16 protein-coding genes are annotated in these 12,695 nt (G+C 33.3%); 8 read left to right on the top strand and 8 right to left on the bottom strand.

The features are described from left to right. Positions 1–102 precede the first annotated feature (102 nt). Complete coding sequence (locus tag FI695_01725; protein MQG50686.1) at positions 103–1,359, top strand: histidine--tRNA ligase; 1,257 nt, start codon at positions 103–105, stop codon at positions 1,357–1,359. Here FI695_01725 and FI695_01730 read toward each other — a convergent pair. Then, on the bottom strand, positions 1,348–2,778 hold the full coding sequence (locus FI695_01730) for a hypothetical protein (protein ID MQG50687.1): 1,431 nt from the start codon (positions 2,776–2,778) through the stop codon (positions 1,348–1,350). The genes FI695_01725 and FI695_01730 overlap by 12 nt on opposite strands. Before the next feature lie 130 nt (positions 2,779–2,908). Between FI695_01730 and prfA the strand changes: the two genes are divergently transcribed. Both prfA and prmC read left to right on the top strand, forming a co-directional pair. After that, the gene (gene prfA, locus FI695_01735; GenBank protein ID MQG50688.1) at positions 2,909–3,979 is read left to right on the top strand and encodes a peptide chain release factor 1; all 1,071 of its coding nucleotides are present in this window, start codon (positions 2,909–2,911) and stop codon (positions 3,977–3,979) included. Continuing rightward, entirely contained in the window at positions 3,958–4,830 is an 873-nt protein-coding gene (gene prmC / locus FI695_01740; GenBank protein MQG50689.1) for a peptide chain release factor N(5)-glutamine methyltransferase, read from the top strand. Before prfA ends, prmC begins: the two co-directional genes overlap by 22 nt. Here prmC and FI695_01745 read toward each other — a convergent pair. Then, the gene (locus FI695_01745) at positions 4,825–5,787 is read right to left on the bottom strand and encodes a zinc-binding dehydrogenase (protein ID MQG50690.1); all 963 of its coding nucleotides are present in this window, start codon (positions 5,785–5,787) and stop codon (positions 4,825–4,827) included. The two genes, prmC and FI695_01745, sit on opposite strands and share 6 nt — an antisense overlap. A gap of 37 nt (positions 5,788–5,824) precedes the next feature. Then, complete coding sequence (locus tag FI695_01750; protein ID MQG50691.1) at positions 5,825–6,661, bottom strand: isocitrate lyase/PEP mutase family protein; 837 nt, start codon at positions 6,659–6,661, stop codon at positions 5,825–5,827. Between the two features lie 109 nt (positions 6,662–6,770). Here FI695_01750 and FI695_01755 point away from each other — a divergent pair, with 109 nt between their 5' ends. Both FI695_01755 and FI695_01760 read left to right on the top strand, forming a co-directional pair. Continuing rightward, positions 6,771–7,271, top strand: a complete 501-nt coding sequence (locus tag FI695_01755) for a tRNA (cytidine(34)-2'-O)-methyltransferase (GenBank protein MQG50692.1) — start codon at positions 6,771–6,773, stop codon at positions 7,269–7,271. Positions 7,272–7,281: 10 nt separating this feature from the next. After that, a complete protein-coding gene (locus tag FI695_01760) occupies positions 7,282–7,539 on the top strand; it encodes a hypothetical protein (protein ID MQG50693.1) in 258 nt (85 codons plus the stop codon). Between the two features lie 28 nt (positions 7,540–7,567). On the opposite strand, the gene FI695_01765 is transcribed toward FI695_01760, so the two are convergent. The 5 genes from FI695_01765 to FI695_01785 all read right to left on the bottom strand — a co-directional run bounded on the left by FI695_01765 (position 7,568) and on the right by FI695_01785 (position 10,171). Then, a complete protein-coding gene (locus FI695_01765) occupies positions 7,568–7,933 on the bottom strand; it encodes a hypothetical protein (GenBank protein MQG50694.1) in 366 nt (121 codons plus the stop codon). 8 nt (positions 7,934–7,941) lie between these two features. Beyond that, positions 7,942–8,415 (bottom strand): GNAT family N-acetyltransferase, encoded by a 474-nt coding sequence (locus FI695_01770; GenBank protein ID MQG50695.1) that lies wholly within the window; start codon positions 8,413–8,415, stop codon positions 7,942–7,944. Continuing rightward, positions 8,408–8,698, bottom strand: coding sequence for a DUF1330 domain-containing protein (locus FI695_01775; GenBank protein MQG50696.1), 291 nt, complete (start codon positions 8,696–8,698; stop codon positions 8,408–8,410). Before FI695_01775 ends, FI695_01770 begins: the two co-directional genes overlap by 8 nt. Before the next feature lie 48 nt (positions 8,699–8,746). Beyond that, positions 8,747–9,745, bottom strand: a complete 999-nt coding sequence (locus FI695_01780) for a hypothetical protein (GenBank protein ID MQG50697.1) — start codon at positions 9,743–9,745, stop codon at positions 8,747–8,749. 117 nt (positions 9,746–9,862) lie between these two features. After that, positions 9,863–10,171 (bottom strand): hypothetical protein, encoded by a 309-nt coding sequence (locus FI695_01785; protein ID MQG50698.1) that lies wholly within the window; start codon positions 10,169–10,171, stop codon positions 9,863–9,865. Between the two features lie 157 nt (positions 10,172–10,328). Here FI695_01785 and FI695_01790 point away from each other — a divergent pair, with 157 nt between their 5' ends. The 3 genes from FI695_01790 (at position 10,329) to FI695_01800 (ending at position 12,692) form a co-directional block, all read left to right on the top strand. Beyond that, positions 10,329–11,120 (top strand): SDR family oxidoreductase, encoded by a 792-nt coding sequence (locus tag FI695_01790; protein MQG50699.1) that lies wholly within the window; start codon positions 10,329–10,331, stop codon positions 11,118–11,120. Between the two features lie 16 nt (positions 11,121–11,136). Continuing rightward, entirely contained in the window at positions 11,137–11,754 is a 618-nt protein-coding gene (locus FI695_01795; protein ID MQG50700.1) for an NIPSNAP family protein, read from the top strand. A 263-nt stretch (positions 11,755–12,017) separates the two neighbouring features. Beyond that, positions 12,018–12,692: a hypothetical protein gene (locus FI695_01800; protein ID MQG50701.1), complete on the top strand. Its 675-nt coding sequence runs from the start codon at positions 12,018–12,020 to the stop codon at positions 12,690–12,692. Positions 12,693–12,695: the final 3 nt, after the last annotated feature.

Genomic DNA, 12,695 nt, shown 5'->3' on the forward strand with positions numbered 1-12,695 from the left:
TTAAATGGAGATAAGTATACTTGATATATCGATTTTTCGAAATATAGACTTTATCGAATATAAAATATAATATCTTTGTATACAATATATGAAAGGGAATACATGTTACAAAGGCCACGAGGTACTGCCGATATTCTACCGGTTGAACAAAAGTATTGGAAATTTATACATGAATCTACAGCAAATGTCTGCGAAAAATTCGGTTACAAACGACTAGATACCCCTCAATTTGAATCTAAAGATTTATTTATAAGAGGAGTAGGAACTCAAACTGACATTGTACAAAAAGAAACCTATACCTTCCAAGATAAAGGGAATGAAGAATTAACTTTACGTGCTGAAGGAACAGCACCTGCATGTCGAGCATATATAGAGAATGGGATGAAAAATTTACAACAACCAGTTCGCCTTTATTACCATGCATCGATTTTTAGATATGAAAGACCTCAGTCCGGAAGATACAGAGAACACCACCAATTTGGAATTGAAGCTATCGGTGACAGTAGCCCATTAATTGATTGTGAAGTTATACAAATTGCAACTGATGTCATACAAGAATTGGGCATACCGAATACTTCACTGTATATTAATTCTATTGGAGGAGCTTCTTGCTGTAGGAAAGATTATCTCTTAGGTCTTAAAACATATTATAGTAACCATCTCGAATTATTATGCGATGATTGCAATAACAGAATAGAAAATAATCCATTAAGGTTATTAGATTGTAAACAAAAACAATGCCAACCGTTTCTACAAGATGCTCCTCATTCAATTGATTCTCTATGTCAAGAATGTAGAGAACATCATGAAAAACTTCTTGGTTATCTAGATTCATTAGATTTACCATACATAATCAACAGTAAACTAGTAAGAGGCTTAGATTATTACAATAAAACAGTGTTTGAAATTCAACCAGAAAGAGAAGGTAGTCAAAACACAATCATTGGTGGTGGAAGATATGACGGATTAATAGAACAAATAGGTGGACAATCAACTCCAGGTATTGGTTTTGGCTGCGGTATTGAAAGGCTTATACTAAATTTGAAGTCAAATAATATTGAACCACCAGAAATTTATGAAAAACCCGTTGTTATCTGCCATATGGGAGAAAATGCTTTAGATATTGCAGTACCATTATCAAAAAAAATGAGAAATAATAATATTCATACCATAATTGCTCCTTACGGTAGAAGTTTACGAAGTCAAATGAGATACGCATCATCAAACGATTCGGATTATGTTGTGATTATTGGAGAAGAAGAAATAAAACAAAAAACATATCGAGTAAAAGATATGAATAAGTCGACTGAATATGACCTAAATGAAAGTGATCTAATTAATTTACTATTAGAAATTTAAATTAATTTGAGTAATGCTCATATCACCTTCAAATTTAGCATCAATTGCTGTTTTTTGACCTTCGAAATAGAATTCAACAGTAGCGCCAATATATTGAGAGTCATTTAAACCTAACGTTACTGTATACAATCCATTCAATCCGACATCAAAATACAACCAAATATCAGAAAGATTATCTGTAGGCGCAACAACTCGAACATAATATTTCTTACCTAACTCAATGAATGTGCCATTTTTCTTTATTGTGCCTTGTACAAATGATGGCAACGGAGGAACTGCTGCTGAATTTAAATTTGCAGGTATTTTAAAATCAGTATTAAGTTTACCCTTATATAAATCAGGTACGTGTTTTCCAATAGTAGAAGTTCCAAGCATATAGACTATATCATCTTCACTTGAAACATTAATTCCTTTGGATTTTAAAGTGTCTTTTGATATTGTTATTCCTACTAACGAATAATTACTATCAAATATCCCTAGACCTTCTTCTATACCTTCAATGGTCTCATCATCCATTAAAATTAATTCTGCATACCTTATACCAGTAATACTATCTCGTTGAAATCTATTTACCAAAATCTCTGAATCCATCATAGTCCAACCGGGGTTATTCCCCTCACAATATAAACAAAATCCTATACCTTGATGAATATCATTAACTTTAGTATCAATAAGATTTGCACTTGGAATAGTTGGTTTACTATTATTGTAAATACTATCTAAAATATTAGTAGGCAAAGAGTTTGAGTCAATGATTTTGATTATTGCTAGGTCTATATTTTCATCTCTTCCAATAATCCATCCTCTAACACTATTTCCTTGAGACCATCCTGGAAAATAAAGTTCAACAAATGGGTTAGATGTAAAACCAGCTGCCGTGGTAAGAATATGATTAGGATATTCACTTAACAACCAGCCTGTTCTAAAAGTTTCTTGGTTCTGTCTACTTTCTGAGGTACTTTCTGTGTGTATCAAAGGCCATTTATCGAATTTCTCTATTTGTGATGAAAAATTTAATGATTCAGAATAGTTTGAGAATTGCCCAATCAAAACAGATGATTTACCAACAATAAAAGAATCCTTATCGGTATCCCAAATCCATGATGGAGTTGGAGTTGGAGTTGGTAGACTTTTTTTAGGTTCGTCTGTTGGAGAGACTTTTGGTACAGATTCAAGAGCCTTTGCAACAGCAGCATCAATCATTGCCTGAACATCTAAAGTAGGTTCAGCTGTTGGTAGTATTGGAGTTGGGGTTGGAGATTCAATAGTTGCAGTTTCTGCTAAACGTGCCGCAATTCCTGCATCTACAGTTGCTTGAAAATCAATGTCTTGAAGCTCCATAGTAACTTCATCTGAACTTCCACAATTTACAATAAATAAAAATGATACTGCAAAAATTATGTTCTTATATTTGTTCATATACTTATCTCAAATCATATATTTCAATTGAATTATATCACAGAATAAATTAGAGAAATGCGTTGAACATGAATATTGATGTAAACTATACTTCAGTATAAATATTCATAAATAACAGATTATTGAGGAAATGTTAGAAAAATTATCAAAATTTGAACAAAGATTTCGAGAAGTAGAATTATTGCTTGCCGATCCGGCTAATTCAGATAATCCAAAACTTCTGGCTGAATTAGGCAAAGAATACTCACAACTAGAATCAAAATCGAAAACTTATCATAAATATGACTCCCTATTAAAATCTATCTCAGGTTTGAAAAAAATAATTTCTTCCGAAGATGATAAAGAATTAATAGAGCTCGCTAAAGAAGAATTAAATGAAGAATTAATCAAGCAAACGAATCTAGAAGAAGAAATACAGGTATTATTATTACCAGAGGATCCAAATGATCAAAGAAATGTTTTTGTAGAAATACGAGCTGCTGCTGGAGGAGATGAAGCAGCATTATTTGCAGGTGATATATATCGTATGTATTCTCGATATTCCCAAATTGCCAATTGGAATATTGAAATAATGTCAATGAATGAAACCGGTATTGGTGGTTATAAAGAGATAGTTTTTTCTGTACAAGGTGAAAATGTATATAAAAGATTAAAATATGAAAGTGGTGCACACAGAGTGCAAAGGGTACCATCAACTGAGTCATCAGGTAGAATTCATACTTCAACTATAACTGTAGCTGTGTTACCTGAGGCTGATGATGTTGATGTAGATATTAGCGATAATGATTTGCGAATAGATATCTTTCATGCTGGTGGTCATGGGGGACAAAATGTAAATAAAGTGGCTACTGCAGTGAGAATAACCCACATTCCTAGTGGAATTGTAGCAGTCTGCCAAGATGAACGTTCCCAAATGAGAAATAAACAAAAAGCTATGGATGTAATCAAGGCCAGGCTTTTAGACAAGGCCACTAGAGAACAACAGCAAAGTATTAGTAGTGATAGAAAATCACAAGTTGGGACAGGTGAACGAGCAGAAAAAATACGTACTTATAATTTTCCTCAAGATCGTATTACAGATCATAGAATTAACCTGACCATCCATAATATGGAAAATGTCCTAAATGGAAATTTAGATATCTTGATAGATCCAATTCAAGAAAAAGAAAAAGAAATGTTATTAGAAAATCCAGTAGTTTGATCAATATAAAAGAAGTCTTACTATCAACAAGAAAGGTATTAAACGAAAACGCTATTATAGATAGCGATTTAGAAAGTGATCTTCTTGTAGCATTTGCTTTAAAAATAACTAGAGCGCAATTACACGCAAATATTAATTCTCCTATTTCAATATCTGAACAAAAAACAATACAGAATTTAGTTAATAGAAGAATAGGTCATGAACCGCTTGCATATATACTTGGGGTTAGAGAATTTTTTGGGAACTTATTTCGAGTTAATGAATCAGTATTAATTCCTCGCCAAGAAACAGAATGTTTAGTTGAATCTATTATAAATTACTTACGCCATAAATCTATTGAAAGTCCTAAAGTTTTAGATGTTGGATGTGGTAGTGGAGTTATTGGTGCAAGCATTTTAAAATATTTTCCTAATATAGACCTTATTTCAATCGATATATCTCCTAATGCGGCCCAAATTGCTTATGAAAATATACTTAAAATTACTAATAATAATAATTTCCACGTGCTAGTAGGTGATTTAATAGAAAGTATAAAAGTGCAGGTAGATTTAATAGTCGCTAATTTACCATATATACCTACAAAAAGAATTCCTACATTACAAAAAGAAATATTTCTTTATGAACCCAAAACTGCTTTGGATGGCGGAACTAAAGGTGTAGAAATAATTTCACGACTAATCGAGCAAAGTACTAAAATACTCAAACCTGATGGAGCCATATTTTTAGAAATTGATCCTGACCAGAAATATATACTTAAAAACAAAATACAGCACTTATTTCCAAAACATAAAATTAAAGTTTTACATGACTTAAGCGGTCAAGAAAGAGTTTTATCCATTACAATTTTATAGTTCCATAGTTATTTTTAAACTATTATCTAACTTGGAACTATATGTTTCATACGCTTTCTGCACTTCTTCAAATTTCATATTATGAGTTACTAAATATGATAAATCTAATCTATCTTGTTCTACTAATTCGATGCATTCATTAACGGCTTGAGGCATATCCCAAGTTCGTGCACTATTATGTACTTCTATAATTGGCAATTTTGAAGTCATTTCATCAAAATTGAATTCAAATACGTCTTCATCATGAGATAATCCAAAAAGTATTGCTTTCCCCTGTTTCTTTATTATTTTCCATATGCCATTAAGGGTTTCAGGTCTTCCCACAGCTTCAACAACAATATCAGCACCTTCACCATTAGTAAGTTCTGCAACAGCTTCTTCAAGGTTATCTCTGTTAGGATTAATAACATGGGTTGCACCATTATTTTTTGCCACATCCAAACGATAATCTAACAAATCTACTCCAATTACCTTTGTTGCTCCACCTTGGGCTAAAAAATTACTAAAACTCAAACCTATAGGTCCTTGACCTAGAACAACAATTTTTTTCCCAATAACACTTCCAGTCAATTTGCATGAATGCATAACCGTACCTACAGGCTGGCACATTAGTAAAGTAGACATATCCTTACCATCTGGTAAACGAACTAAACGCTCTGCTGGTTCTGCAAGATATTCTGCTAATCCATTACCACCATCAGGGAAAACTATAACTTTATCGCCAACATTATATTCTGAGCTTTTTGTCTCCACTACAACACCAGCACATTCATGGCAGGGTTTACCATGCTCTATCGGATACATTTCTTCTTCAAATGTGCGATCAAAAATTCGTAGGTCACTACCACATATCGATAATCGCTCCATTTTAACTAAAACTTCCCCTTCACTAATTTCAGGATCCGGTACGTCCACAAATTCAAATTGTTGCGGGCTTGTTATACGAGCAATTTTCATACATCCTCCAAATTCAACTACATCAAATGATTAATACTTATAAAACATAATTCTGCTCGATTTCGAACAATTGATCAACCCCCATAATGACAGCTAATTCTTGTCGATAGTTTGATACATCAAAATCGACTGTACCTGTTTTCTCAAATTCCTCCATACTATCCTTTACTGCTTTGTAAATAACACTTGGTAAGTAATTATTTGGAGATATGACATTAAAGCCTAAGGTTTCTGCAGTAGCTGCGTCTATACTTTGTCCATTATATGATTTTGGTATTCCTGATAATTCTTTGGCATATATCTCTGCATCTTCTAAGGTTTGAATACCTTCAATCCTAATCATATCTGCACCTGCTTCATAATAGGTCTTTACTCTTTTAATCGTATCTTCCCAACCCGATACACTGAGTGCATCAGATCGCCCTATAATCAAAAAATTATCACTCGATCTTGCTTTTACAGCAGCTTCAATTTTTTTTGCATGTTCTTCGATAGCCACAACCTGCTTACCTTCAAAGTATGCACATCTTTTAGGAAAATACTGATCTTCAAAACTAATTCCGCTTAATCCGGCAGCTTCAAATTCCTTAACAGTTCTCCAAACATTTAAAGCATTCCCATAACCAGTGTCACCGTCAGCAGTTACAGGTATATTAACTGATCGAGCAACATAACCAGCAACCTCTAATACTTCATTCATTGTCATTAATCCAGCATCAGGATAACCCTTAGACATTGAAACGCCACCCCCACTTATAGCGATTGCTTGAAAACCTAAATTTTCTGCAATTTTTGCTTGCAGGCAGTCGTAAACTATTGGTTCTTTTAATATCTTTTGATCCATAATTAGTTCTTTTAGATTTTTCGTACCCATAAATTCACCTCAAAAAGAATAATTCAAAAACTTGCTCGGACATTTATAATATTCTATATTTATTACTGATTACACATTCTACAACATGTTATTAAGCTAAATATACAAAATGAATGAATTATTAAACATATTAGTAGTTGCTCCAGAAATACCGCCAAATACAGGAAATATTATTCGATTATGCTCTAATTCAGGGTGTAATTTACATTTAATTAAGCCTATTGGTTTTAATTTTGATAATAAAAGTTTAAAAAGAGCACGTCTAGATTATGATCTTAATTGCAATATATCCATTTATGACACATATGAAGAATATGTTGAAAAAAATAATCCTATAAATATTTATGCAACAAGTACATCATCTAATAATATGTATAATGATATTAACTATAATTTAGGGGATACAGTTGTGTTTGGCTCAGAAAGTAAAGGATTATCCTCTGAAATTCTTACTCAAATACCTAGTGCAAATATTTTAAAAATACCAATGATCCCTCAGAATAGAAGTATTAATTTATCCAATGCAGTTTCTATTGTTGTATATGAAGCATGGAGACAATTAGAATTTATTGGAAGCTCTAAAATTAAACAAAACGAATATTATAATTAGAAAGGCTCACATGAGTGAAATAAAAGGATTAACAATCAAAAACCAGCAAGATTTAACTTCACTAGAAGCTTCTTCATCAAACCAACATGGTTTAATTTACATAACTCATGGTGCCCCCAAAAACTGGGTTGCAAAGCCTGATGAAATGGTATCACACACATTAGCTGGTTTTTTCAAAGCTCTTAATCAAATTGACGATCCTAGAATAGCAAGCCTTATGAATGACTATGGTCTAGTATATAGAGAGTTAGAAATAGACAATGAATAGCATATATCTTCAAAATGTTTACTTGAATTTATAGGTCAATTTGCTCCTGGTTTGGATCAAATGCATCTAACCCCATTTTTTCTAACATAACATTAAATGATTCAGGAATTACACCAGAAGTATTATAAAAATCATCTACGACACAAAGTACTAACTTATCTAATAAATTTACTATAGGTTCATTATTATCAGTCTGCCTAAATTTCACTATCATACTTTTTGCATGATCAGTTGGAATAAACATAGTACCTTTAATCCAATTCATAAGAAAAATAATATGATCATTATTATCTGCCAATGAAAGAAGGTATGTTTTAACTTCCTCAGAATCTTTTACTCCAAAAAGATCAAAGTAATTTGCAATTATGCTTTGTACCCTATAATTATCTTGCATAGCGAAACTTATATAATGACTACTTCTTCAAACATATCGTAATTCGATTTATTCATACCCAAATTTTTATAAACCTGTTGGGCTATTTTATTATTAACGTCTACATAAAGACGTATTGCGTATACATCTCGGTGTTCCTTAGCCGAATTACAAACAAATTCATATAGTGATTTATAAACACCATTTCTTCTATATTCAGGACTTACGTATACACTTTGTATCCACCAATAATATTTATTATGCCAATCACTCCATTCAGTTGTAAGCAATAGACCTCCAACTATTTTGTTGCTTATTGTTGCAACACAATATCTGCCCAAATGTGGATTATCAAATACCGCTTGAACTCCTTGTGTAATTTCGTTTTGGTTCAGAGTAATATTTTCAGTTTCTAAAGCCATAGATATATTGAAATTTACGATATGAAAAAGATCATCTTTTGATGCTAATCGTACCACAGGAATTTCGTATGAATTACTCATTGTTACTGACAGTAAAACCAACTGTATCTGCCGCTTCATGACGTATAGAAGCTACGGGAGCATATTCTGAAGAATTTCTAAATGCATCCATTTGTTCAATTGTTGGAAATTCTAATATCACAATACGGTTCAAACCCCAGTTAGTATTATCCGCAATTATTTCACCACCACGAACAAGATATCGACCGCCATATTGTTCGATAATAGCCGGTACAAGTTCCATATATTCTCGGTACTTATCCCAGTCTTTAACATTTATGCTACTAATTGAATAAACAGCCATATTTTCTCCTTAAATACTAGTTACTATATTTTAATTTCACACGTTAAATTATTGCATCTTTATCTCGGCTAAGCCTATACCAGATTCACCTGCGACAGCATAAAAAAGAAACAATCTACCTTGGTCTTCTAAAATAGCGGGATCTCTTAGTTGATTGACATAACCGTACGCAGTGCTTCTAACAGACTCTATAAGAGGAGCATCTGAACCCTCCCAAGGAAAGCTTGGTCTTATTAACTCTACAGGCTCACTCTCTTTCCATTGATGCCAATCCCCAGTTAGGTCTATAGTACTAAAAAGTATCTTCTCTGGTACTTCCCCTACCTGAGTCCAAAACACCCACAAGGTATCTCCACGCAAAAGAACTGCGGAATGTCTCATATCCGGATTAAATAAAACGGGCCCTACTTCAAATTCGTTAAAACCATCAGTAGATCTTGATATCTCGCCTGGCATTGTAAGGGCATAAGTATATCCTCGATATTTGAATATCCGCATATAACTTCTGCCTAATATTTGTGGTTCAGTTTCAAATGATAAACCATCTTCGGATATGGCAACCCTGGAAAGTTGAGTTCCTACAGACTCAAGACCATGGAAGTACATAATAATTCTCTTGCGGTCATTATCAATATGGACATCAGGAGATGCTATATGTGGAGTTGTCATTTCTGTTACCACATCGTGATGCATTTTGTTACCACCGATTCTTTTGGTTCTTTCTGCAATAAAATAATTTATCTGTTCTTCGGTAACTTTAGGTTTCTCCACAAGAAAACGCGATTGTTCTACTCGAAGGCTGCCTGCTGCATGCACTGTCCAAGGGCCCTCGATCTGATCAGCATAAGCTAATCTAATATATGTTCCTTTATGATCTGCAAAATAGAGATAAAAATTTCCCAGCCTATTGCAAACCCAATCAGGGACTCTTATAGCTGAAGGCCCTTGTATGTTTACACCTATTGTTGTACTCAGTCCTGGGTGAATTATAGGTCCTTCTGATAAGCGTTCTGCTATGATATGAACTTGTTTTTTGGGTTGACTCATAAACTTCCTGAATTAGAGTCTTCATATTTATATATATCGACAATATATAACCAAAGATCAAAATAATGTCAACGCGTAGATGAAAGCAGCGCCTTATAAAACCAATTTTTGTTAAGCCTAATTTTGAGAGATATAAGATCCCATACCTGAAGTTTGTTCGCTCACTAAGAAAGTTAACACGTCCTTACCTTTGTTAGTTTCAATTTCGGCATCAAATCTTTGGCCACCTAAAGCACCAATAAGTTCATATTTATTCTGAGTATATAATTTGCCTTCGTAAAACGATTCTTTGAGTTCTCTTTCTCTATCACCATCAAGATACATCTCAACCGCATCTCTCATAACATCGAAAATATCTTCTTTATCCAGATGAGTTGGAGATTTTAAAAAAACATATCCCCATCTCATTCCTTTGTGTTCTAACATCTTGTAAACCTTAAATTAATACCAAAATAAAAATATAAACCTGATTTATTAAACACGCAATGGTTTTTTAAAATCATACTGATTTACATTTGTCGATGATCTTTTCATAATAATCAAACCTACATAAACAAATACAATAGATCGAATGGAGAAAATTATGGATTTAGAATTAGATGGCAAACGAGCTTTGATAACTGGTGGAAGTAAGGGAATAGGAAAGTCCATAGCAATTCAGTTATGTCAAGAAGGTGTAAATGTAGCAATCGCTGCAAGGACTAAAGAAACTTTAGACCAAGCAGCACAAGAAATCGAAAAATTAACAGGAAAAAGAGTAGCTACAATAGTTGTAGATACCACTCAAAAATCTAGTGTTGATAGTATGGTAAAAAAGGTAGTTGATGAATTTGGGGGAATAGATATTCTCGTAAATAGTGCAGCAATGGTTGGAGGACAAGTTAGAGGATCAATCTCTGAAGCTGATGAAAAGGATCTAATAGAAGATTTAGATACAAAAGTTGTTGGATACTTTAGATGTATAAAAGCTGTTGTTCCATATATGCAACAACAAAAATGGGGACGAATAATTAGTATTGGAGGAGTGTCTGCAAGGCAATCTACTATATATGGATTAAGAAATGCTGCAGTTGTACATATGACCAAAACTTTATCTGATCAACTTGGAGCCGATGGCATCACATTAAATGTTTTGCATCCAGGTTTAACACAAACACCTGCAATTAGGAATAGAATGGCTGAAACTGCAAAACAACAAGGTAAGACATTAGAAGAGATTGAAGCAGAATCTGCAAGGAATGTAGCAATTAAACGAACTATCAAACCAGAAGAGTTAGCATTTGTCACCGCAGTATTATCTTCTCCAAAAGCAGAATGCATTACAGGGGAATCAATAGCAGGCGGTGGTGGAGCTATAGGAGCTGTTTTCCAATAATAAAAGGAGTATAGATATGATATATGAAGTACGAACTTACACGCTTAAACCAGGCAGTGTGCAGGCTTATGAAGAAAGTTTCGCAGAGGCATTGCCGGAGAGAGTAAAATTCTCACCGCTAGCAGCATTTTGGCATACAGAAATTGGACCATTAAACCAAGTAGTACATGTATGGCCTTATGAAGACCTAGCAGAAAGAAATAAAATAAGAGCGGAATCAGTAAAAAGTGGAAAGTGGCCACCAAAACATAATGACTTAATTGTGAATATGGAATCAGAAATTTGGTTTCCAGCTGATTTCATGACACCATTTAAAGGGGATGTGAAATTAGGGAATATATATGAAATGAGAATTTACACATATAAACCTGGGAGCATTGGAGAAGCATTAAAAAAATGGGGTGAAGCTATAGAACATAGAGAGAAATATTCAAAATTAGCATTTGGGATGTATACGGATATTGGGGGGTTGAATAAATGGATGCATATATGGCCCTATGAAGATCTACAAGACCGAAATGAAACTAGGGCTAAATCAATGCAAGATCCAAATTGGCCGCCACCAACAAGGGAGTTTATTGTGAAACAAGAAAACAAAATCTTGGTACCTGCATCATTTTCACCAATGCATTAAAAATCTATTAAAATGCATATTTATTTCCAAAATAAAGCATTTTCTGTTAAAATAATGCAATATATAGACAATTTATATGCAAAAGTTTAAGGGACACTAGTATAGATAATAAAACAAATCTCTCTGCAAAAGAATTACACCTTTATATTTTTCCTTGGTTCTCTGAAGCCGAAACGATTAGACGCGTTAAAGACAAAATCTCTTACGTACAAAACAAACTTCTACAGTATGGAAAACCTCTTCAAACACGCCAAGTTAGTAATTTGTGGGCTTCGTATAAATCTCACAAAGCCAAGATAGATGAGTCCCATAATCTTTCAGGCCTGCCTTGGCCTGACTTATTTATTAATTGGAATGACTCTTCTTCATTGATGAAATTCCCCTTTATTAAAACAGAACATCTTCCTATGCTTAGACAAATGTCTGCATGGACCCAATCCACGTTTAGTAATGAATTTACAATAAATATTACATATAGAGAGGCTAATTGGTATTCATACCTACGCACAAACGCACCCACAATAGTCAGCGCTGTAGACATGTTTGCAATTGGAGGTTTGTTTGTAGAAAGAGATCGACAAAGCAACCTTTCTGGTATTTCTATAGATAACTCAGATTTACAAGATTTAATAACCTACCAACCTTGGCAAACTAAATATTGGGAAAATCAGTATTTAAATATGATAAAACAAAATATCGTAAAGCCATTAAAAAACCCTCTAGAAGAATTTCAACAGAAAGTACCTCGTTGGTTATCTAATTCAACTGAAGCATTAACATTCAAACATATGCTTATATTAGATTTAATATTCGAAATGTCGTGGCAACCAAAAAGAAATCAGCCATGGAACTTACCAACAAAAAAAACTGAATTCCCCAAAAAATATAAAATTACTGATGATAAAACGAAAAATGATCGTGAAATAATAGTTTTTTAATAT

The sequence above is a fragment of the SAR202 cluster bacterium genome, assembly GCA_009392515.1.
GTDB lineage: Bacteria > Chloroflexota > Dehalococcoidia > Lucifugimonadales > UBA6952 > UBA6952.

Bases quoted from the DNA above. Each gene is read 5' to 3' on its own strand.
- FI695_01725 (MQG50686.1), top strand. From the start codon at position 103: ATGTTACAAAGGCCACGAGGTACTGCCGATATTCTACCGGTTGAACAA.
- FI695_01730 (MQG50687.1), bottom strand. From the start codon at position 2,778: ATGAACAAATATAAGAACATAATTTTTGCAGTATCATTTTTATTTATT.
- prfA (MQG50688.1), top strand. From the start codon at position 2,909: ATGTTAGAAAAATTATCAAAATTTGAACAAAGATTTCGAGAAGTAGAA.
- FI695_01745 (MQG50690.1), bottom strand. From the start codon at position 5,787: ATGAAAATTGCTCGTATAACAAGCCCGCAACAATTTGAATTTGTGGAC.
- FI695_01750 (MQG50691.1), bottom strand. From the start codon at position 6,661: ATGGGTACGAAAAATCTAAAAGAACTAATTATGGATCAAAAGATATTA.
- FI695_01755 (MQG50692.1), top strand. From the start codon at position 6,771: ATGAATGAATTATTAAACATATTAGTAGTTGCTCCAGAAATACCGCCA.
- FI695_01760 (MQG50693.1), top strand. From the start codon at position 7,282: ATGAGTGAAATAAAAGGATTAACAATCAAAAACCAGCAAGATTTAACT.
- FI695_01765 (MQG50694.1), bottom strand. From the start codon at position 7,933: ATGCAAGATAATTATAGGGTACAAAGCATAATTGCAAATTACTTTGAT.
- FI695_01770 (MQG50695.1), bottom strand. From the start codon at position 8,415: ATGAGTAATTCATACGAAATTCCTGTGGTACGATTAGCATCAAAAGAT.
- FI695_01775 (MQG50696.1), bottom strand. From the start codon at position 8,698: ATGGCTGTTTATTCAATTAGTAGCATAAATGTTAAAGACTGGGATAAG.
- FI695_01780 (MQG50697.1), bottom strand. From the start codon at position 9,745: ATGAGTCAACCCAAAAAACAAGTTCATATCATAGCAGAACGCTTATCA.
- FI695_01785 (MQG50698.1), bottom strand. From the start codon at position 10,171: ATGTTAGAACACAAAGGAATGAGATGGGGATATGTTTTTTTAAAATCT.
- FI695_01790 (MQG50699.1), top strand. From the start codon at position 10,329: ATGGATTTAGAATTAGATGGCAAACGAGCTTTGATAACTGGTGGAAGT.
- FI695_01795 (MQG50700.1), top strand. From the start codon at position 11,137: ATGATATATGAAGTACGAACTTACACGCTTAAACCAGGCAGTGTGCAG.